A 22,131-nucleotide genomic window follows, 5' to 3' on the forward strand; every position below is an offset into this window, starting at 1 on the left:
TTCATATTTCCTCCCTTGTTGTGCAGTGCTTATCTATTAATGAGGTCATTACGGCATCATGAAAAATGGATCTGAGTTGCTTAATCTCGCTGTCCCTGCCGTAATGAACCGCATTGGTAAGTAATACAACCGACAGTTCCCTTATGGGATCAATCCATAGGCTGGTTCCGGTAAAACCCGTGTGACCGAAGCTACCAATCGGCCAAAGGGGACCGCAAGCGAGGTCCGCTTGTTTACCGTCTTGTATTTGCCATCCGAGTCCTCTTCCTTCAATCGATGCTTGAGTACAACCATCTACCGACTTCCGGGTTAAGAGAGAAAGGCTTTCGGGGTAGAGCCAAATTTGAGCGTAACGCGATAAATCATCAGCTGTGGAGAACAGCCCAGCACTGCCGGATACGCCACCAAGTCGATAACAGGTTTCGTCATGGACTTCGCCTAAGAGGTAACCTTTCCCATCCCATTCCGTTGGAGCGATTCTATTCATCCAGCTCGGCGGAGGATTGAAACAACTATCCTCCATTCCTAATTGTTTGAATATTCTGTCTTTAATGAAGACATCCAAGCTTAGCCCAGAAACACGAGATACGATCCACCCAATCAGAATCATACCTAGGTCGCTATAAATCATACGTTCGCCGGGCTCAAATGCAAGCTCTTGTGATAAAATTTCCTGTCGGACATCTCTCCTCGTATATCGCTCACGATAACCTGGAAGGGAAGCAGGTAAACCAGATACATGCCTAAGGCAATGTTCAATAGTCACCTTGGGATGACGAAACTCCGGAATAAACTTCTGAACGGGATCGCTAAGCGAGAGCTTCGACGACTGAGCAAGTATTAGGATGGATGGAAGTGTGGCAACTACCTTCGTTAACGATGCAACATCATATACCGTCGATAAGTTAGCGCTTCCAAAAGCAGCCTGAAATATTTGCTCGCCCTTCATACGAATATCCACAACTGCACCGGGGACCCTTCGGTCCTCTACCCAATTGCACAGCATTTGAATCAGCTTATCCATTGCGCTTCGAACGACTCACGGCAATTCTTGTTCTCTCTAATAATTGAACCGTCTCGTCATATTTCAATTGCGCAATTCCTACATACAAAATATCAATAACATTTAACTGTGTAATACGTGAAGCCATCGCCCCGCTACGAATGCTTTTCTCCAAGGAGCTGGTGAACAGTCGAATATCCGCTAACTCCGACACCGGATTGTTCCCGAACTTAGTGAGGGAAATAATTGTGGCTCCGTTTTGCTTCGCAATCGAGAGTGAACCGATTATATCTTCCGTTTGTCCGGAGTAAGAAATACCAAACGCCACATCTCCTGCCTTCAGGTTCGCTGCCAACGTTGCTTGCGAGTTGAAATCATACGCTGCCTCGCACCAACGATCAATGCGGGTAAGCTTTTGCATGAAATCCTCTGCAATGACACCCGATGCACCAATACCAAAAATGCAAATTTTTCTTGTCGAGCCGATTACATCAATAGCGCGCTCCACATCTTGTTCCGACAATACCGACAACGTATCCTGTATGGACTGGATATTATTGTGGGATATCGAGTTAATCAAGGCCGATACTGAACTGTTTACTTGAATTTCCTGATAACTGTCCGTATCCATGGATGCTTGTGCAGTTTGTGCCAGGTCGGCAACAATCCGCATTTTCAAATCTTGAAAACCTTTGAAATGCAGGGAACGCGATAGTCGGACAATAGTCGCCTCGCTGACACCCGTCAGCTCCGCAAGCTTCTGTACAGACATCTTCACGATTTGTTCTGGATGCTCCAGAATGAAATCGGCTACCGTTCGTTCTTGTGGTTTTAACGTGTGATACGTTTCTTTAATACTAACAAGTCCACCCTGCAAATCGTTCCCCGCCTTTAATGATCAAGCATTTTGAAAAGCTTAAGTGTTGTTTACGGCAAACACTTATACATTCATAATAATTTATTGTTTCACAATAATCAACATATTTATAAAATAATATTTCACGAAGCACTCAATCTAGACAATCAACATACTTCTTTATTAGTTTAACACCACTCTATTGGGTTTATTAATCTCACCAATGTGATAAACTTTTGGGTAGCTTCTTTTTATATCATTCTTGTTTTATTACGCAGTTAGAAAGGAGACTCCCTATGAATTATAAAGCTATTATTTTCGACTTAGACAATACTTTGTTAAATTACTCGGCGAGTGAATTGAAGTCGATGCAACAAACGGTGCAAACGCACGGTCTAATTCATCATGAGTCGTTTACTTGGGATAGCTTTTGGATTCATTACAGTAAAATCAACATGTATTATTGGAACGAAAGAAACAAGTCCGGCCACAATATTTATCAGATATTGGAGCTGTCCTTTCAGGACACGCTTAAAGAGCTTAGGCTGGACCATTCCGACTCTAAACTACTGGCTAATTTGTACTGGGATACTTTCTGTAACGCATGTGACTTTGAAGAGCATGCGACGGATATATTGTCTCATTTGCACGGTAAATACAACCTAGCGATTATATCCAACGGAATCGGGCAAGCCCAAAGATGCAGGCTCGCCGTAGGAAAAATAGAGCATTACTTTGATGCTTTGGTTATTTCCGATGAAGTCGGGTACTGGAAACCGGATAAGGAGATATTTGCAGAAGCTCTAAAAAGATTGAACATCCATCATTCAGAGGCACTATTTGTAGGGGATTCATTAAATGACGATTACTTTGGAGCATTAAACGCTGGTATAGACTTCTGTTATTACAATCGAATGAGCAATCCTATTGATACTAGTATTCGTCCAAAATTTATGATCGATAGCTTAAACAAAATCAGCGACTTTTTAGCTTCTCAATAGGTATCATAATTACAAATTCAGGATCCTTAGTGTACGGATCTTGGTGCAACGGATATTCTTCCAAATGAGTAAGATCGCCTTTACTCAACTCAAAGCCCCTACCCTCAATCCAATTATAAATATCTTTATACGATGCATCTATATTCTGATCCCCCTTATGCTCACAACTCGCATAGATCAGCTTGGGAACAGTAATCGCGGTCATACCTTCTGGGATGTTCTCTACTTGCTCGACCTCAACTGCTGCAAAGTGAGTAAATCCACCTTCAGTTATGTGATAGGATAAACCTAACAAGGTTTTCGGATGAATAATGTGGCTAATCTCTTTTAATCGATTAAGCATTTCAGCTTGAACGACCCGAATGCCACCCGCTCCTGCTTCCGCAAATGTCCCTACCCATTTTAAACCAATAGCGTTGAAAGACTCTTTCTCAATCAATACCGATTCATTTCTTTGCATGATGAGTCAGCCTCCTAATTTGAGTACATTTCTAAAGTTACCGCTATTGGATTTGGTCATCACCGTTGCAAGTCAATTGTCTCACTGCGTCTTGAGTTCCTCTATCAAATCCATAGCGAGTTAGGTCATATTTGTCTAGCTTATTTATATCGTCAATGGCGAATCCTTTTATCCCCGTTGCATTAAACTTACCGTTTTCTTCTGACAAACTCACCCCAGAACTCCATAAGTACCCATCCGGTCTGACCAACCATGTAGAAACCACTTCTTCATACTCATAGAAGTTTTCCAAATATGCAGTTGTTCCCGACCATATCTCCCCTTCTTCGCCTCTGAGTAAATCATTGCACACGTTCTTTAAATGGTTCTCCGCAGCAGCTATCATCTTATCCTTACGTGCCGATGCTCCATAATTCGGTTTGTGCGGCTCCTGGACCTTCAGCTCGAACGTCCCAGCTACCTCGTAATTCCCTTCTGGCCATAAACCGGTATCCTCTTTGCTAACTTGGTTGTCACTGTAGACAATGCCATTACTTGTTTTGAATTCGGTTAACCACCAATCACCTATGCTTGTTTGAGCATACACCCGCTTTTCCCCAGAGCTACTCTCATAGACACGAACCTCCACACCAATTGTCTTTCCGATATAGGGATCAAAGCTCTTGGGAGAAGCATTAAGCTCAACTTTCGAAGGGTAAAGCCATAGACGATAATTGATATACTCCTCCATAGCGTTTTTAATATTGGCTAACGTATAGGGGGCAGGCAGTTTTTCTTCCAGAACAGCTGTTACTGAGGCTTGGGTCGCTTGGATATTCTCCACGGCATTCGTGATTGTACTCGTGGATTCAGCTTTACCGGAGTTGTCAGAGCAAGAGCTTATTAGTAAAGTTAGCCCGGCGGCCAACACAATTAGTGGAATTGCTTTTTTCATCGGAATCCTCCGCATACAAAGTGTGATTCTTACTTATTCGACATTTACTGGTTGGAAATCCTTCCCGTTCTCTAATTAAGCAATGCCACATAAAAAAATGGTGCTGCCGGAGTAGTTAAAACCTCAGCACCACCATTTTCTTAGAAAAGCGTCTTCCAAACTATTGATCGGTTGTACATACTTACATTAAATAATTCGTTTAAGACCATCATTCAAAATATCAAGAAGAGAGAGGTCCTCTTTCTTATTCTTACTTGCATTATTAAAAACAATCTCATGCTCAGCAGTTCGCTTAAACTCTAAAAATAAGGTCTGAGCTTCAGCTAACGAATGACCTGTGGAGGAACGATCAGGATTGTCATTAGACTTAAGGTGATTTATGAAATTCGTGACCTTGGCAACGTTAAGAGCAACTGCTTCCTCCGGCAGATGACTAAGCTCTCTTTTTATCTCTTTGAAGAAAGCCTTCGTATCCTCAAATATTTTGAATCCAATATTATTAAGTCCACAAAGCTGGGAGAAGCTATTGATCGTCTTCTCAAAGTTCCTCTCATCCCCCACTGCCTTCGAGGAGTCCTGTGCATAATAAATAGGAGTGTGAACAACCTCCTGCAAAATCAAATACAGTTGAACTCGACCAATCACTGTTCCGATATGCTTATGAATTAAATCGTGAATAGAATAGCTTCTCAATTCGGAATTTAATGAAGATATATGATGTGCATCCCAGTTGTCTTTCCAAGCTACCTTATGTCTAATCCGCTCGTCCGCCTTTGATGTAGCATGGTCCTTATGCAATTTGTTGATTGAATTGAAAAACCCACTTTTTTGCGAGATCTCCAACTGCTTCGTAGTAAGAGCTTCTAATTCCTGTCTCTCGTCCTCAATGTCTAGCTCCACTCGCCGAGAAATAAATTTTTGAATTAAAGCGTATCCTTCTTCATTGAGCTTAAAAGCTTCTAATAGCTGCATGTTAATCCACCTCTGAATTTTATATCTTATATATCGAAACTTTGATAATAATATATGAGTTCAATCTTCAATAAATTGTAGCGCACATCTGGTATGATGAACAGCGAGATCTTTTGCAAATTGTTGATCCGGATATCCTCTATGAAGAAGCTTCAAACCACCCGAAGTTAAAGAGATATGATGATGGAAGCGATAAAACAACATCCTGTCAGGATCAAGATTATCATTTTTTAGATATCTGTAGAAATCCCCAAATCGAAACTCCAAGAAACTATGCTCATGCTCGATATCGTAGAACTCAGCCCCTTCAATATCGATTAAATAGGGTTCCAAATCATCGGTAACCAGTACATGGTCAGGACCAAGCTCTCCATGTATGAATCCATAGCGACTTCTAGGTTCAATTCTAGATTCAAGCTCATACAATTTATCAAGCAGCCTGCTTTGATTTGTTCGGATGCTGTCGATATGCTGGGAGGCATAAGCTAGCTGCATATTTGCATTTTCCATTTGTAAAAGATAACATTCCCCCGCGTTACTCCCACCATGATCTGGTTTTCCATAGAAATGTGTTTCGTTGCCATGCATTCTAGTAATCATATCTCCCAGCCGCTGAAACACTTGATCTTGAACTCGTAAATCCGAATGCTGGAAATAAACTTCAGCTTTATGTCCAGATACATATTCAACGAGAGCATAATCGAAAGAGTAACACTTCCTCTCCTTATTCAGATCATGACAAGCCGGGGTTCTAATACCCTGAGCAGTTAAATATCTGTTGTTTATTTCGAATAAATGGCTCCCATAGGATTGTGCGTTAATATTCTCGTTAGCTATTTCCTCTTGAAAATAATTCATGGTAAGATCCCACACGTAAAGAACACAGGAAAATCCATTGCTACAGTCTATTTTGTAAACCACCTTTTGTGCACCACCATGCATTCTCGTTACATTTGCAATTAAATAACTGTTGCCAAAAACCTTTCCGATATACTCCTGTAGATCAGCTGGATCGAGGTGATAAGAGAATTCCACGGAAACATCACTCCATTTCTAATTTTACTGGCAGCTCAACTGTATTATAAATTTTGGTAAAAATGTAGACTGTTTCTTTCCGTTCTGTTATGATGTTGAATAAGGTCTTGAAAAAAATAGTCGTACAAAAAAACGTGTGCAGCCACCTTAAGGTCGGCTGCACACGTTTTTTTCGAATGATTAGATGAGGTTAACTTTTAATTAGTATGAATAGGTTTAAATAACATGGATAACCTGCAGTCAATGATAGAACGCACCCCCGATTGCCTATATAATGGGACTATCTCCCACTATACACAGCAGATAGGTGAAGCCGGTGAATTTACGTTCCTTCTACTATAAGTACTTTAAGACTCGCTATTTCAACAAGCTATTTTTAGTGTACATGTGCATTACGGCATCCGTCTTCCTGTTACTGTGCAACTTTGTCATTCGTAACGTTAATGAAATGCTCATAGACAAGGAAATCAAATTCAGCGATATCGTATTACTTAACATGAACGACTATATAAACTCTCAGGTTAAGATGATCAAAGTCATTTTGCAGCAAACCTATCTGGATACCTATGCACGGGAAGACGTATTTTATTTTCTAGAAAATGAAATGGACAGTCTTACTTATCTAGAGAAAAAACCGGTATTTGACAACTACTTTTTCTCACAATTTTCAAGATCAGAAGATATCGTTAATCTTTATGTGCATAAAAATCTGGACAATCAGATATACCAATATTCCAAAGCGGTAACGTCAGAAAATTTCCCCTACGAGCATTATAAGTATCCCGAAATGCTTATTCCTAAAGACAGCAAAGGCTCCAATGTAATTATCCACCCCGCTTATTCTCCCTACTATTACAATTCAGAGCAGGGAGGTCTAGCCTATGCGCTGTCTATCCCGATCAAGCGTAGAGGCTCGAGTGAAAACATTGGTACGTTAATAGCCGATCTTGATCCTCGGGGATTCGGAAACATCCTCTCCAGGCTGGATAAAGAAATGTCCGGTAATATAATCGTATTGCTAAACAAAGACGAAGTCATCTATGATTCTTCCGGTCAATACTTTAAGCAGCAGTACCCATACTCTTCATTGCTGGACAGCAAATCAGCCTCCATCAATGGTCACGACAGCATTATTAACAAGATTGCCTCTACCATTCCCGGTATCACGATCGCATACGTAATTCCCAAATCATCCGTACTTCAGAAGACAGAAGGAATCCGCACTACGATCTATTTCCTGACTTTTCTGTCTATCCTCGTATGCATGATCCTTATGCTTATCGGCTCTAATACCTTCTCGCGGAAGGTTAGAATCGTCGTCGATGCAATGAAGCTAAACCGTAACGGTAACTTGGATCGAAGAATTCCGGTTAAGGAGGCTCGAGACGAGATCGATCAAATCGCGCTTAGCTTCAACAAAATGAGCGATGAATTAACGAACTACATCGAGCAGGTTTACTTGTCAGAAATAGAACGCAAGGATTCACAGCTTCAGCAGAAAAATCTGGAACTCAAACAAAAGAGTGTCGAGTTTGCGGCGCTGCAGGCAAGAATCAATCCCCATTTTCTTTACAATACGCTTGAGGTTATTCGGATGAGGGCTCTTTCCGCTAAGGAACAATCCATCGCTGACATGATTTATATTTTATCAGACCTGTTCCGAAGCAGCATGAGTAGCAAATATTCTGCTTCCTTAGAGGAAGAACTGAGTCACGCTGAAGCATATATGAATTTGTTCAGAATTAGGTACAATGACAGAATTGAATACGAGGTTGATATACCGGATGAGCTGCTACTCAACGGTATGATTAAACATATCCTCCAGCCACTTCTGGAAAATTATACGATTCACGGCTATAAGCAAGGCTCTTCGGACAATCGACTGCGTATTACGGGCTATATAGAAAATGCAAATGTCATTCTGCAAATTGAAGACAACGGAAAAGGCATCCCTCCAGATAAATTGGAGGTATTAAAAGCTCGCCTAGAAACCGCTTATTCAAGCGGCGATGGGAGTATTGGACTAACAAATGTAAACGGTCGACTAAAAATCGCATTCGGTGAACAGTATGGGCTGAAGCTCACCAGCCAAGTGGGTCAAGGTACATGTGTTACGATTCGTTTCCCCCAAATGACCCAGAAGGAGCTCAAAGATTATGTTGAAAGTATTAATCGTCGATGACGAGCCGATCATACTCGAAGGACTTACGAACATTGTGAACTGGAATGAGCTGGGATTGGAAATCGCTGGTTGCTGCGTAAACGGTGCCGAAGCAGTGACACTGCTCGAAAAAATAAATATCGATATCGTCATAACCGATATCAAAATGCCAGAGATGAACGGAATCGATCTCATCCGACACATCAAGCAACAGAATTGGAATACCCGATGCATCGTACTCAGCAGCTATGATGATTTCCAATATGTAAAAGAAGCAGCTCTGCTAAGCATTGAAAATTATTTACTCAAGCCAGTATCCACTCTTGAATTAATTGCTACTTTGGAGAATTTAACTAAGAAAATTGAAAGCGAGCAGTTCACTAGAATCGAACGGCAGCAGGAGAAGAATATTCTGAGAACAAATGTCGTCTATCGATGGATGACCGACGACATTGACAAGAAAGAGCTTGAAACACGTGCATCATTGCTTGATATCCAACTACACCAGGATAGCTTCCTCGTTGCGATGATAAAAATCGCTTATGATGATAAAAAAATAGCTCAGTATAAAATCAAAGACAAGAAGCTCCTCCGTTTTGCGGCAAACAATATTTGCAATGAGCTTGTGTCACAACACGCTGACGGGATGTCCATTATCGATATGAACGGGGATATCGCGATAATCATATATCAAGAAACCGGGCTATTAAACATTCAGAATGTGCACGAGGTGTTGGAAAAATGCATCGAGCATATCCATACATTGCTCGATATCGACGTGTTCGTAACAGTCGGATCCATACAGAGAAGCTATAGGCAGGTACCTCTTAGTTATACTCAAGCCAAAAACATTCAGAAGCTACAGCTCATCTACAGCTATAATCATATTGTTCATTATGAAGATGCTGCACCATTCATGGAGCAGGACATCACGATGCCCCGTCTGGACTATGACAAGCTACGCGTAATTTTATCCGCGAAGGATAAGACCGCGATACAGCCCTACTTCGAGGAAGTATCTTCCCAGCTGCGGGATAGGCGGCATTTTGCTCCGGAATATATTACGAATGCTGTTTTGGGACTGACTCTTCATATTGAAGCCGTGGTGGAGGAAATATCGCCTAAGTCTAATGATTTTTTCAAGGACACACGGGATATCTTCCAAGGAGTTTACCGACTGGACACGATTGAAGAGATGATCACCTCCCTACAGGAAATAGCATATAGCGCAATAGACTATTTCATGAAGTACGAGGAGCAGATCAGCCCAATTATCCGCCTTGTACTGACTTATATCGAGAAGCATTATGCAGATAATATTGATCTCAAACAGATTGCTCAGGAATACAAGATGACTCCTCTGTATTTAGGGCAATGCTTTAAGAAAGATGTCGGAGAGCCTTTCACTCAGTACGTCAACAAGATTCGCATCGACAAGGCCAAAGAACTTCTTCGTAACACAAGTTTGAAGACGAATGAAATCGCAGAGAAGGTTGGTTATATAAACGTTAATTATTTTCCAACGATTTTTCGTAAGCTGGTGGGGGTGACACCTTCCATATACCAGAAGAAAACCCAATGACCGTCAGTACCTGGCAAGGAACCATTGGCAAATTAAATACTAGCTTTAATTGCAAAAAGGTTGGGCAGATATACAACTCTGGCCCAACCTTTTTTGCAATTTACTTCATGAACGGCTCGCCTTTTTCTTTAGCTTCCTTAAAAGCGGTCTGATACCAATTGAACGAGGTATCGTAATCCATTGCTCTCACTTTTGAAATAATTTCTTCTTTCATTGCATTATACTTAGCTTCATCCTTAGTTAATATCATCTTAGCCAATGCAGACTGGACATAGTTGATGATTTTGTCGTCGATCCTTTTAATATCATCCGGAGCGATTGGCATGAATGGAGCAATATAGGAATAGTTGTCGAAATACGGTTTCTGATCAGGAGGCAAAATGTCCACAGGAAGCTCAACCTTATAGTGCTCGGTCATTGCTTTGTCCACGGGAATAAGTGATTCTAGCAAAGCCTCTCTACTCTGAATAAGAAGGGTTTCGTTAGTATTGGGATTAATAAACTCTTTGTTCAATCCTATAATGTTATTATATTTCCCCGCACCGCTTGTAAGCACGTAATTAGGATCCGCCTTCATCCCTTCAAGGAAGGCCGCACTCTGCTTCCTCTTACCGCCTTCTTCCGTCCAATCGACACCCTTGATTCCATTGTATAATGTCTCAGCGTTTTCTACTGTATAGAAATAGTTAATGAGTTCAACAGCTCTTTCAGGAGATTTAGCGTTTTTACTAACTGCCCAGTAGCGGTTACTACCGAAGGGACCTACATTTGAATAAATATTTTTACCCCCGGTCACAGGAACTGGAACAGGAGTGTACCCTTTATCCGGCATTCCTGCTTTGTTAAGCAGAGCGTTTGAGTCGCGTAACTGCCAGCTTGCAATAGCCGCTAGCACACGGTTGGATGAGCCCTTCTGAATAGCTGTATCGTATTTTTGTGTAAGTGCATCAGGATCCAGTAGCCCCATCTTATAAGCCTTGTTCCAGAAATCAACGCCTAACCACATCGAACTACGCTCTGCAGTTAGCATGCTTTCCATTTCTGCCGTGGCATGATCGACCTGATACAATCCGTTTGCGAAATAATCCTTGCCCTCCATGAACGATGGGAACATTGCGATTCCCCAGATATCCCAGTCAAACCATTGTGAGAAGCCGTAGAACTTCTGACCACTTTCATTCGTTGGGTGCTTATCCAGCATTGCTTTAACTGCATTCAAGAAATCATCGTAGCCCTTCAACTCAGGTGCACCGATATCTTGGTAGTAGTCCCATCTGAGGAAAGGACCTACGATTGCTTTATTTTCAATTTTTGGACTTGGCTTGTTAACAATACTTGAAGGAATGAAATAGAGCTTGCCTGTGCCATTGCTTTGGTACTTTTTCGAATATTCAATAGCATCGGCTGCATTCTTCAATATGTCCGGAGCGTATTGAGCCAGATAGGGCTCCAGATCGACCAAGTTGTCTCCTTCAATTAATTGCTTCACATATTGCGTCGTATTCTCAGGTATGATGACATCAGACAAATCCCCACTTGCCAGCATGGCCTGAAACTTCTCATCGGTAGGATGACTTTCTACATCAATTTTGACTTTGGTCTTCTCATAAATATCCTTAGCGACAGGATCCTGCTGCACGCCTGATGGAAAGTTTTGCGCGAAGGTTACAGGCCAAACGGTAATCGTAATGTCCTCCTTAGAAGGCTCTGCACTCTCCGTTGGCTGTGAGCTTACTTCATTACCAGAACTAGTAGGAGACGGAGCTGCGTTTTCCTTATTGTTCGAGCTACATCCGACTACTGTAAATACCATAACCAGAACTAAAGCGAGGGGAAACAGATTTCTAAACCGACCTTTTTTCATTTGTTGGACCTCCTAAAATTTTATCTTATTGAAAGCGGTTGCAATTGTAAAGCATTATGCCTCTCATTGACAACCATCATATAAGCTTTCTTCGTTAATGAAGCAGCACCAGCTACTTAAGCTTCGAAGGCTCCCCATCATTCTCGTAGGGTTAGCCTTTAACAGCTCCCAGCATAATACCTTTGACGAAATATTTTTGTAACCAAGGATAGACGCAGATGATTGGAATCGAGACAACCATTGTAATCGTTGTTTTGATGGTGAAAGGAGTTAAAGTACGATTTGCATTCGCCAATTCCTGTAATCCGTTTTGATTTTGTGCAAGCTGCTGGGCGATAGTCTCAGATTCTCTCAGGAAGTTAAGAAGAACCAACTGGATCGTCTGCAAATTCCTATCACTTACAAGGAAAAAGTTATCCTGCCAGGAATTCCAATGTCCTACGGCACTAAATACTGCTACCGCGGCTACAATTGGCGTCGATATAGGCATAATAATTTTTAGAAAAATCGTAAAATAGCCTGCTCCATCGACCAGTGCCGATTCCTCAATAGCTGCTGATATTTGCTCGAAATATGTTTTTATCAAAATAAGAAAGAATGGACCAATTAAACCTGGCAGTATGTAGAGCAGAAAGCTATCCTTGAGGCCCAGCATCTTCATTGTAATAAACCAAGGAATAAGACCCGCATTCAAATACATGGAGATGACAACCGCTCTGTACATAAATTTACGGCCAAATGTACGTTGCTTGGTGAGCCCGTATGCAAACATTGAAGTAAACAAGAGAGTTAGCACAGTACCGATAATCGCCCGGAAGCCCGATATGAAAAAAGCTCTGCCGATGCCGTCTATTTTTAGAATTTGAGCATAATTGTTGAACGTTAGCTCGATAGGCCAGAAGGTAACAAGCCCTTTCGAGGCTTCCTGCGGGTCACTTAAAGAGACGATTAACAGGTAATAAAATGGATAAATACAGACAACCGTAAAAACAGTAAAAACTAAGTAGTTTAAAGTTTGGAACGTAACTTCCCTTGCATTAAGCTTCACGACTAAATTCCTCCCTCCGTCATATGATGGACGTTCCCCGCAGCCGCTTCGAGATCAGATTAGCTACAAACAGTAGAACTACACTAATTAGGGTCTTGGTCATACCAAGTGCAGTAGACAGTGGAAAATCACCCTGTGCGATACCGATCCGGTACACATATGTATCCAATACTTGAATTTTGTCCTGAACGAGCGGGTTGGTGAACAAATAGTATTGCTCAAACCCGTTGGACAGAATGCCGCCAATTGCAAGAATAAGTAGCGTGAAATAAGTTGGATACATTCCCGGCAGCGTAATGTGGACAATCTTATGAAATCTTGCCGCACCGTCGACGCTCGCAGCATCATATAGTTCTTGGTCTATACCCGCGATCGCTGCCAAATAAATAATCGCGCTAAACCCGAGTCCCTTCCACAAGCCTAGTAAGGTGTGAAATGGCCAGACCAGTGAGGAGTTCCCTAAAATCTCCAGCGGTTTATCGATGAATTTCAAGTCGAGTAGAATTTGATTAAGAAAGCCTTCTCCTGTGGAGAAGAAAGTAAACGCAATAGAGAAGACGAGAATCCAACTGATAAAGTATGGAAACGTAGTTGTCGTCTGAATGAATTTCTGCACCGCCTTGCTACGCATTTCCGACAAGAAGATAGCGAACAAAGCTGGCAGGGGCGAGCAAAGAATGCCTAGCATGCTGAGGGCTAGCGTATTCCTGAGTACGGGAATCAGATCAGGCTCTCCCAGAGCAAGCTTGAAATATTTCAAACCTACGAAATTTGTCTTAAAAATATCCAGACCTGGCTTGTAATCGTAGAATGCCATAATCCAACCACTCAAGGGTAAGTAAGCGAATACCGCCATTAGGATAAAACAAGGCACTGTCATCATAAAGAGTGTTTTTCTGCTAGTCCAATTGAATTTCCAGTATGATAATTTGGGATTGTGAGGCTTAAGTAGAGGGCCTGTACCGGTTCTCAACTGCTTCCCCTCCTTTCATGTTATGTACTCGAATGATGTCTCCTTATCATCATAGATTCCATACCGCAGTTCTTAAAGTTTAAATAGAACGGATGTTTTTAAATAGCATGGACTGTTGCTTGAAAGGCATTACAAATCTATTTGAGTGTATGTTAGGATGTTTTTCATGGATGATAGCGCTTCCATATAAACTTTAAGTAGAAAGGTAGGTATTAATGAAATGGTACAAGCAATGAAGTTAAGAAAAGCTGGAGGGGTCCTGCTGATTGTCTTTGCAGCCTGGTGCATCCTGACGCTTCTTCCCAGCAATGCTCATGCGGCTGATTATACGGTCAAGCAGTGGCAAACGGTCGAGATTACGCTTGAAAGCTCCAAAACGTATGCGGATCCTTTTAACAATGTGGACGTGACCGCAACATTTACCGGGCCGGGAGGCTTAACGATAACTCGCCCCGCTTTCTGGAATGGAGGCGCGGTTTGGAAAATCCGCTTTGCACCCACGGCTATGGGTGCTTGGACAATGACTACTAATGCCTCTGATACTACTGATACAGGATTACATAATATCTCGAAAACAGTAGAGGCAGGAGAGTACACAGGAACTCTAGCTATCTATAAACATGGTTTTCTTAAGGTGGGGAACACGGGGCGATACTTGACGTATGCTGATGGAACGCCATTCTTTTACCTAGGCGACACACACTGGATCATGCCTCATGAGCGGTTCTCAACATCTAATGTTCCCGGGATAGCTTCCCAGTTCAAATATACGGTCGACAAGAGGGTTACTCAGGGCTTTACTGTTTATCAGTCGGAGCCAATCTGGGCACCTCATGGTGGAGGTACTCATACCGGTTTGGACGAAGAGGCTATAGCTGTTCTGAACGATGGATTCACAAGCGCCGATCTGGCAGGCTTTGAGAATCTTGACCGCAAATTCAAATATATAGCTGATCAGGGCCTAGTCCATGCCAACGCCCAGGTAGCTTGGGCACTGGATCCTAAGTATTTTCCCGATGTTTACACGGATGCATATATGGCTCGAATCGCTAAATATTGGGTTGCACGGTATGGTTCCTATCCGGCAATCTGGACCATTGCCCAAGAAATCGACGCCAACATGTATGGGAATTATACTTCTGCGACAATGAGCAAATGGTATGCTGTTGGACAAAGCCTGTCGGATAACGATGCGTACCACCATCCAATCATGCCTCACATGGAGAACGTCATTTATACAACGGCTGCCAACTCCTCCTGGGCGAGTAAGAGCTATCACGATGGCTGGGCTGTTCAAGCAGGCGATTTAACGGATATGAATATCGGGAAAGGCTTTTGGAATCATTCGAGTGCTAAGCCTTCAGTATTGTATGAATCCATGTACGACCAGTTTTGGACCGATTCAAGAGGGGCATTGGGTGCTGCCTATCAGGCCTTTCAATCTGGGATGTACGGATACGGATACGGCGTTGCCGGCGTATGGAACGATGCATATTCAAAGCCTGGAGCTGCTTACGACTTCGGCACGGGTTATGAACTGCCGGCACGCTACCTTTGGTGGTATGACGGAGCTAATGCAGTAACCGGAGATCAACTGTTGTATTTCAACACATTCTATACTTCCTTGGAATGGTGGAAGCTTATCCCCAGGTTTGACAGCAGCAGCTGGTCCAGCTTTAATAGTACGTCTAAATCACTGCTGTCATCCGATGGCAGCAATACTTATGTTGTCTTTTCCTTCAACAACAGTACGGCTACCGGTTCTTTGAAACAAATGGATAACAGCTGGCGATACAAAGCACGTTGGTTTAACCCCCGCTCAGGTGAATATACAACCATAAGTAATACCATCCAACCTTCCTCCGGCCAATGGGTCATTCCTAATAAACCGGATACATCAGACTGGGTGCTGCTCGTTGAGAAAAGCGCGGAATCAGTCTCCACCACAGCTATGCCGAATGCAAATTCAGTTGGTGGTCTTTACAACGATTCCGTCTCAGTCACATTATCAACGCCGACCTCCGGAGCAACGATACGATATACAACGGATGGCTCGACTCCGACAGAATCGAGTCCTCTTTATTCCGGACCGGTAACGATTTCTGGCGGTACCAAGACGCTGAAGGCAGTTGCATTTAAGAGCGGTCTTGCGAATAGTCCAATCATGAGTGAGATTTACAAGGCTAGTAGCAATTTGGCACTATCCAAAACGTATGCTAGCTCGTCTTCTTGGGATGTTAACCAGACAGCAGAGAAAGCATTCGATTCCAACTTATTTACAAATTGGCAGGCCTGCTATAGCTGCTGGAGCGGCCAATGGCTTGAGGTAAACTTAGGTTCGAACAAAACGTTCAACAAAGTTGTGCTATCCGAATACGGCAACCGCACACAAGGTTATACAATTGAATATTGGAACGGAACCTCCTGGCTGACAGCTTATACGGGGACGGTGCTTGGGAGCTCAAAAACGCTCACCTTTAATGCCGTGACTGGAAGTAAGGTCAGAATTAATTTCACTTCGGGTAATGGAGATGCACCTATCATTTATGAGTTTGAAATTTATTATGATTCTAAGGTAATGAATAACTTAGCTATTGGCAAAGCCTTCTCTAGCTCATCCAGTCTGGATGCTAATCAGACAGCTGCCAAGGCTTTCGACCAGAGTCTAGCCACGAATTGGCAGGCCTGCTACAACTGCTGGAACGGTCAGTGGCTTGAGGTTAACTTCGGTACTAATACGACTTTTAATAAGGTAGAGCTAACTGAATACGGTAATCGTACACAAGGCTATAAAGTCGAATATTGGAACGGTACTTCTTGGCTAACTGCTTATACAGGAACGACGATTAGCTCCAATTGGGGTTCCCGGGTAGTCACATTTAACACCGTTACTGGTAGCAAAGTACGAATTCTCTTCACTTCAGGTAACACCGCTAACGGACCAATCATTTATGAATTCGGCGTTTACAACGACCCAGCGATCACTACGAATCTAGCTATAGGCAAGACCTATTCTAGCTCATCCAACCTGGATGCTAATCAGACTGCTGCCAAAGCTTTCGACCAGAGTCTTGCCTCTAATTGGCAAGCCTGTACCAACTGTTGGAGCGGTCAGTGGCTTGAGGTTAACTTCGGCGCTAATACGACGTTTAACACAGCGGTTCTAAGTGAATTTGGCGGTCGAACAACAGGGTATCAAATCGAATATTGGAATGGTACAGTTTGGGATACTGCCTACGTTGGTTCCACTATCGGAACCAACTGGAATTCCCGAACAGTAACCTTTAATGCTGTGACTGGCAGCAAAGCCAGGATTGTATTCGCCTCCGGCACCGGGGATGCTCCAATTATTTACGAATTCGAAATCTATAATCGTTAATTCGTCATCCGAAAAGGTAAGGTTAAACATAGAAACAATACTCTCTAATCGTAAAAAAAGCCTTTGGAGATCACTCCAGAGGCTTTTTTGCTATGTCCCGATATCTATTATCCATAGTCGATTAACAACGACTCCCCGCAATAATCACTTTCCAAGGAAGCTTTTTACAATAAAATCCAACTGAGCTTCCATCGATATAGCATCATTGTAATAAGAGCCCTTTTCACTGATAAAGAATACACGGTTTTCTTTAACCGCAGGCAGGTTTTTCCATAAGCTGCTGTCATAAACGACTTCCGGTTTGCCATCATCCCATCCCCAATTACTCGTGAAGATATAATCACCAGCATATTCTGGCAATCGCTCAAGGGATAAATCCACAACTCCTTCACCTTTGCCTAGGACTTCATCCTGAATAATCTTAGGGGCTTTAAGACCGAACTCCTTATAAAGAATTTCCCCGCCTCTGCCATAAAAATCGCCAAATGCATAAAGTCCCTTAGCATACGGTTGTAGGATCGATACGGTTCTGTCGCCTACGACTTCTGCAACTTGCGGTTTGTATTCATTTATTTTCCTTTCCCACTCTTTCAACCAATCCTCGGCAGCTTGCTCCTGCCCTGCAAGCTTTCCGTATTCGAGCATCAGATCTTTGTAAGAATATTTGCCATATTCAATTCTAACGACCGGAGCAATCTTGTCTAACTCCTTATAGGTCGGCTCCATCGTAGGGGCAGCGACTACAATAATCAGATCAGGCTGCAAGCTCAAGATTTGCTCTGGTGAGAACTCACTGTCTACTGCTTCGATTCCTTCTACAAAGTCCTTCAGGAACGGATTCTTTAGCGCGTCACCCTGAGCTCCTACTGGTTTTACACCCAGTGCTAGTAGATTACCTGTAAAGCTGCCCGTAAGATCTACAATCCGTTGGGGATGCGCCGGAATAACTACCTCCCCTTGACTATCCACATAGACTTTTGTAGTAGCAGCCGGAGAGGCTTGCGCAGAAGAAGTCTCCACGGGATTCTGTCCCGACACTGTTCCTCCGGTGTTTCCCGCGTTATTAGTGCTGCCAGAACAGGCACTGAGCAGTAATGCCAAACATAGAAGCATAGTCGCTCCTGCCATAGTTACTGGTTTATTTGCTTTGTACATTCGTAAATCTCCCTTTTCATTAAGTTGATAATGATTCTCATGCCCAATATCAATATATCGAAGAGAAGGGAGCGGCACAACGGCAGATTGGGAACGAATACGTGGCAATTTCAGAACCGAATTCACACCAAGCTGCTTCGTTCTGAACAGTGCCGGAGGCAAACCAAAGTGCTTTTTAAAGCTGCGGCTTAACGTATGCGCGTCGGGATAGCCTACTCGTGGGGCAATCTCTTGCACAGTAGCCTCTGTGTTCAATAATAGCTGTGCAGCCTTGTCCATACGAATTTGCGTGAGAAGGCGAATTGGACTTTCGTTCATTCTGCTCTTGAACAGCTTAGTCAAGTACCTCGTGCTACAATCAAGCAGATCCGCAATTACATCCAGTGTTAGAGGTTCCATATAGCGCTCATTCATGAAACGGAGTGCCTGTGCAACCAGATCAGGTCGTATAGGCTCTATTCCCTGACGCTGCATCTGAAATAAAAGCTCATGTACAAATTGGTAGAATAGCGTTCTCGCATGGAATTTATCCAATGGCTCTGACTTTACCCACTCCTCGAACATCTGCCCAGCTTTATCTAGCAGAGAGAGCGGGTATTGGGGTACGAAGCCATACTGTAGCTGAAATGGCTTATTTGACGCTATAAGCCGTACCCATTCCTGAGAGGCGGGCAATGTGAGCGTAGCTTTATATAAGATCAAATAATATTCAAACCGCTCTTCAGCAGCAATATTTAGACGTGCGCCCTTCCCTCCGTGTAGAACGTGAAATCGGTCCGCACTATACATTGAATCATCCAGCCAAATCCGCGCTCTGCCGTGTACGGCGTAGAGAAAAGTACTGGCTGGAAGACTATATTCCGGCATTTCTTCTCCCTGCTCCAGCAGCATATAACGTACATCCATCATTTTTATAGAAGCGTGATTCCACAGCGTAATATGCTCGTTCAAATTCATCGCAGCGCTTCATTCCCTCCAACCGCACAACTACGGTCTTTCTCCTCCTTTTATTATATTGATAATTATTATCATCGTAAACAATTTGAAAAAACAACATTTTGATTTCCGTTGTTTGATTGGACTTCTTATTGTTGCTATTAGCATTGTACAGCTGCTTTAAACATCCGCAACACAGCGGAAGCCCATATGGCCTGTTGTACTATCTGGCGTATTCGCAGTTCGCGCCGCTACACGGTAGCGATTGCAGTAGGATTTGTGGCACAGATAAGAACCGCCTTTTAATGTCTTCGTCATGCCTTTCGCTGGGCCCTTCGGATTGTGTGTAGATGCGGATTTGTGGTGGTTTGGGCTAAACCAATCTTGACACCATTCCCATACGTTGCCGACTACATTGTATAATCCATAGTCATTAGGCAAATACGATTGTACAGGTGCAGTTCCCACATAGCCGTCTAATGCATGGTTTACTTTCGGGAACAGCCCTTGCCATATATTGCATCGATGCTCTCCCTCTACTAGTAGAGTGTCCCCCCATGGATAACGCTTCTGGACAAGACCGCCTCGTGCGGCGTACTCCCATTCGGCTTCGGTGGGTAGCCGCTTCCCCGCCCAGCGGCAATAGGCAGCGGCATCGTTCCAAGACACTTGCACGACAGGATGATCACCCCGGCTTACAATACTGGAACCAGGCCCTTCAGGGTTATACCAGTTGGCTCCTTCTACCTTCAACCACCATGAAGCATTATCTGCAATTCCATCTACGTTTTCTTTAAGAGAATCTGATACGAAGAGATGAAAAACATACGACCATCCAAACTTCTCTGCATCTGTCACATAACCCGTATCAGCTACAAATAACTTAAACTTTTCATTCGTAACGGCATAGGGATCGATATAAAATGAATCTATTAATAAAGTTCGAACAGGCCCTTCGCCATCCTGCTGCAGCCCATCACCGTGGCCATCGCCCATTAGAAACTCACTACTCGGCAGCAAAATCATACCGTTAGTGGCCAAATCATGACTTGCGCTTGCGCTCTTTATCTCTTCCGTTCGATCTATACTAGCTCCATTCCCCCTACTCACCGAGCAGCCGCATGACAATTTTATTTCTGACATATAAACTCCCTCCCATTTTCCTAAAGACAATGACCCGCAAGTCCTTGGGAGGACAATGCGGGCCTCATATAAATCGCGATTCATTTAAGATAATAAGGCGGTCAGGCACCTGATACACGGGGCATCCACATCGGTTCCTTACCTAACTCCGCCCAGATATACCGCAAGAGTAGCCTAGATTTAAGCTCTGCTGCTTGTGGGTCGTCCCACAAGTTGATGAGCTCTTGCGAGTCTTCCTGGAGATCGAACAACTCCCCGTATTCTTGATTATAATAGACGGTAATTTTATAGCGGTCCTCCACATACGTTTTCAAATGAATAGACGTGGGCTCATGATGGTTTTCGCAGAGGATATGATCCCGCTGTCGCGGTTCCTCTCCTTTCCACACGGCAGCTTGGTCTATACCCGTCATCGTTCGCGGAATCGGCAAACCTGTTAGCCCGAGGAACGTCGGAGCGTAGTCAACGAGCGACTGCAACGCGTCCGACACTTGCCCCCGATTTGACTGTTCAGGATGGCTGACAATCATTGGCACACGAATCAAATCCTCGTAGTGGAACGGTCCTTTCGCCACGAGGCCATGGTGACCGAATGCATGCCCATGGTCAGAAGTGAATACAATGATGGTGCTATCCACCAAACCTAATTGCTCGAGTTGATCCAAGATGACTCCAATGTATTTGTCCATAAGACTAATCATGCCATAGTACACGGCTACGTCCTGCCGCAGCGATTGTTCGTCATGCAGATGGGAATGCATCCCGTGTATTCCCATTCCTGATTCCTTGTAATCAGAGAAATCAGGATTGCGCTGCTGAGTAAGGCCGAAATGAGGCGGATTTGCCACATGTTCTCCTTCAACTACGGATGGGAGCGTAATCTCGTTCGGATTATACATCTTATCCCACGGTTCCGGCACCAGATACGGTGGGTGCGGATCGAAGAAGCTTGACCAAAGAAAGAAAGGCTCTTCATTCTTTGCGTACTCTGCTAGCAATGCATTCGTGCGTTCAGCGATCCAAGCATCGTAATGGTACCGTTCCGGAATTGCCCACTTATGCTTCTCTGACGGATTCATCGTACCTGCTGGTTCAAGAAAGTAATCTCGCCAATTATGACAGCCATTGTCCTCCAACCATACGCCGTAATGCTGTCCAGCATGACCTTCATTCGTATGGTTCCGTGCAAGCTCAACATGCTGGAATCCATAGAATGGACCGTTGAATCGCCTCCAATATTCTAAGTCCTGCAAGATAGGATACGATTCATAAGAAGGATAATGTTCAGTGGAAGCTAGTGGCTGGAAATGAGCCTTCCCAATAAGAGCCGTTCTGTATCCTGCCGCAGTGAAATCTTCTCCTACCGTATGCTGTGTCTCGTGAAGCTTTGTCCCAAGCGTCCAAGCCCCATGCTGACTTGGATATTGCCCGGTAATCAGTGAAGAACGGGTAGGCGTACAAGTAGGATTAGGACAATAGGCACGACTAAAGGTTGTTCCCTGCTTCGCCAGACGGTCAAGGTTGGGAGTCGAGATCTCAGGATTTCCGATTCCCAACGTATTCCAATGCTGCTGATCGCTTGTAATAAGTAATATATTCTTTCGCTTGTTCTGCACAGTGCACGCACTT

At 43.5% G+C, this 22,131-nt stretch carries 16 protein-coding genes; 4 read left to right on the forward strand and 12 right to left on the reverse strand.

Annotated elements, in window-relative coordinates; all coding sequences use genetic code 11:
• Position 1: 1 nt before the first annotated feature.
• Complete coding sequence (locus KCTCHS21_RS29155; protein WP_130615993.1) at positions 2-1,024, reverse strand: serine hydrolase domain-containing protein; 1,023 nt, start codon at positions 1,022-1,024, stop codon at positions 2-4.
• Positions 1,017-1,880, reverse strand: coding sequence for a MurR/RpiR family transcriptional regulator (locus KCTCHS21_RS29160; RefSeq protein WP_130615994.1), 864 nt, complete (start codon positions 1,878-1,880; stop codon positions 1,017-1,019). The genes KCTCHS21_RS29155 and KCTCHS21_RS29160 overlap by 8 nt, the downstream gene beginning before the upstream one ends.
• A 275-nt stretch (positions 1,881-2,155) precedes the next feature.
• Between KCTCHS21_RS29160 and KCTCHS21_RS29165 the strand changes: the two genes are divergently transcribed.
• The gene (locus tag KCTCHS21_RS29165) at positions 2,156-2,860 is read left to right on the forward strand and encodes an HAD family hydrolase (RefSeq protein WP_130615995.1); all 705 of its coding nucleotides are present in this window, start codon (positions 2,156-2,158) and stop codon (positions 2,858-2,860) included.
• Here KCTCHS21_RS29165 and KCTCHS21_RS29170 read toward each other — a convergent pair.
• The 4 genes from KCTCHS21_RS29170 to KCTCHS21_RS29185 form a co-directional block, all read right to left on the reverse strand.
• Positions 2,835-3,320 carry a GyrI-like domain-containing protein gene (locus KCTCHS21_RS29170; RefSeq protein ID WP_130615996.1) on the reverse strand — a complete coding sequence of 162 codons (486 nt, stop codon included), beginning with the start codon at positions 3,318-3,320 and terminating at the stop codon, positions 2,835-2,837. The genes KCTCHS21_RS29165 and KCTCHS21_RS29170 overlap by 26 nt on opposite strands.
• A 43-nt stretch (positions 3,321-3,363) precedes the next feature.
• Positions 3,364-4,254: a hypothetical protein gene (locus tag KCTCHS21_RS29175; protein WP_130615997.1), complete on the reverse strand. Its 891-nt coding sequence runs from the start codon at positions 4,252-4,254 to the stop codon at positions 3,364-3,366.
• Between the two features lie 186 nt (positions 4,255-4,440).
• A complete protein-coding gene (locus KCTCHS21_RS29180) occupies positions 4,441-5,226 on the reverse strand; it encodes a hypothetical protein (RefSeq protein WP_130615998.1) in 786 nt (261 codons plus the stop codon).
• 60 nt (positions 5,227-5,286) lie between these two features.
• Positions 5,287-6,216: a phosphotransferase gene (locus KCTCHS21_RS29185; RefSeq protein WP_130616780.1), complete on the reverse strand. Its 930-nt coding sequence runs from the start codon at positions 6,214-6,216 to the stop codon at positions 5,287-5,289.
• A 361-nt stretch (positions 6,217-6,577) separates the two neighbouring features.
• On the opposite strand from KCTCHS21_RS29185, the gene KCTCHS21_RS29190 reads away from it, so the two are divergent.
• Both KCTCHS21_RS29190 and KCTCHS21_RS29195 read left to right on the forward strand, forming a co-directional pair.
• Positions 6,578-8,443 (forward strand): cache domain-containing sensor histidine kinase, encoded by a 1,866-nt coding sequence (locus tag KCTCHS21_RS29190; protein ID WP_145988997.1) that lies wholly within the window; start codon positions 6,578-6,580, stop codon positions 8,441-8,443.
• Positions 8,418-10,004, forward strand: a complete 1,587-nt coding sequence (locus tag KCTCHS21_RS29195; protein WP_130616000.1) for a response regulator transcription factor — start codon at positions 8,418-8,420, stop codon at positions 10,002-10,004. The genes KCTCHS21_RS29190 and KCTCHS21_RS29195 overlap by 26 nt, the downstream gene beginning before the upstream one ends.
• Before the next feature lie 100 nt (positions 10,005-10,104).
• Here the strand turns inward: KCTCHS21_RS29195 and KCTCHS21_RS29200 are convergent, their stop codons facing one another.
• The 3 genes from KCTCHS21_RS29200 to KCTCHS21_RS29210 all read right to left on the reverse strand — a co-directional run bounded on the left by KCTCHS21_RS29200 (position 10,105) and on the right by KCTCHS21_RS29210 (position 13,889).
• The gene (locus KCTCHS21_RS29200; RefSeq protein WP_130616001.1) at positions 10,105-11,868 is read right to left on the reverse strand and encodes a type 2 periplasmic-binding domain-containing protein; all 1,764 of its coding nucleotides are present in this window, start codon (positions 11,866-11,868) and stop codon (positions 10,105-10,107) included.
• 151 nt (positions 11,869-12,019) lie between these two features.
• On the reverse strand, positions 12,020-12,916 hold the full coding sequence (locus KCTCHS21_RS29205) for a carbohydrate ABC transporter permease (protein WP_130616002.1): 897 nt from the start codon (positions 12,914-12,916) through the stop codon (positions 12,020-12,022).
• Positions 12,917-12,935: 19 nt separating this feature from the next.
• Positions 12,936-13,889 (reverse strand): ABC transporter permease, encoded by a 954-nt coding sequence (locus KCTCHS21_RS29210; RefSeq protein ID WP_130616003.1) that lies wholly within the window; start codon positions 13,887-13,889, stop codon positions 12,936-12,938.
• A gap of 232 nt (positions 13,890-14,121) precedes the next feature.
• Between KCTCHS21_RS29210 and KCTCHS21_RS29215 the strand changes: the two genes are divergently transcribed.
• On the forward strand, positions 14,122-17,268 hold the full coding sequence (locus KCTCHS21_RS29215) for a discoidin domain-containing protein (protein ID WP_162309401.1): 3,147 nt from the start codon (positions 14,122-14,124) through the stop codon (positions 17,266-17,268).
• Positions 17,269-17,412: 144 nt separating this feature from the next.
• On the opposite strand, the gene KCTCHS21_RS29220 is transcribed toward KCTCHS21_RS29215, so the two are convergent.
• The 3 genes from KCTCHS21_RS29220 to KCTCHS21_RS29230 form a co-directional block, all read right to left on the reverse strand.
• Positions 17,413-19,332 (reverse strand): AraC family transcriptional regulator, encoded by a 1,920-nt coding sequence (locus tag KCTCHS21_RS29220; protein WP_162309402.1) that lies wholly within the window; start codon positions 19,330-19,332, stop codon positions 17,413-17,415.
• A 207-nt stretch (positions 19,333-19,539) separates the two neighbouring features.
• Positions 19,540-20,502 carry a formylglycine-generating enzyme family protein gene (locus KCTCHS21_RS29225; RefSeq protein WP_130616006.1) on the reverse strand — a complete coding sequence of 321 codons (963 nt, stop codon included), beginning with the start codon at positions 20,500-20,502 and terminating at the stop codon, positions 19,540-19,542.
• A gap of 101 nt (positions 20,503-20,603) precedes the next feature.
• On the reverse strand, positions 20,604-22,118 hold the full coding sequence (locus KCTCHS21_RS29230) for a sulfatase family protein (RefSeq protein WP_130616007.1): 1,515 nt from the start codon (positions 22,116-22,118) through the stop codon (positions 20,604-20,606).
• Positions 22,119-22,131 lie beyond the last annotated feature (13 nt).

Source organism: Cohnella abietis, from assembly GCF_004295585.1.
Taxonomy (GTDB): Bacteria; Bacillota; Bacilli; order Paenibacillales; family Paenibacillaceae; genus Cohnella; species Cohnella abietis.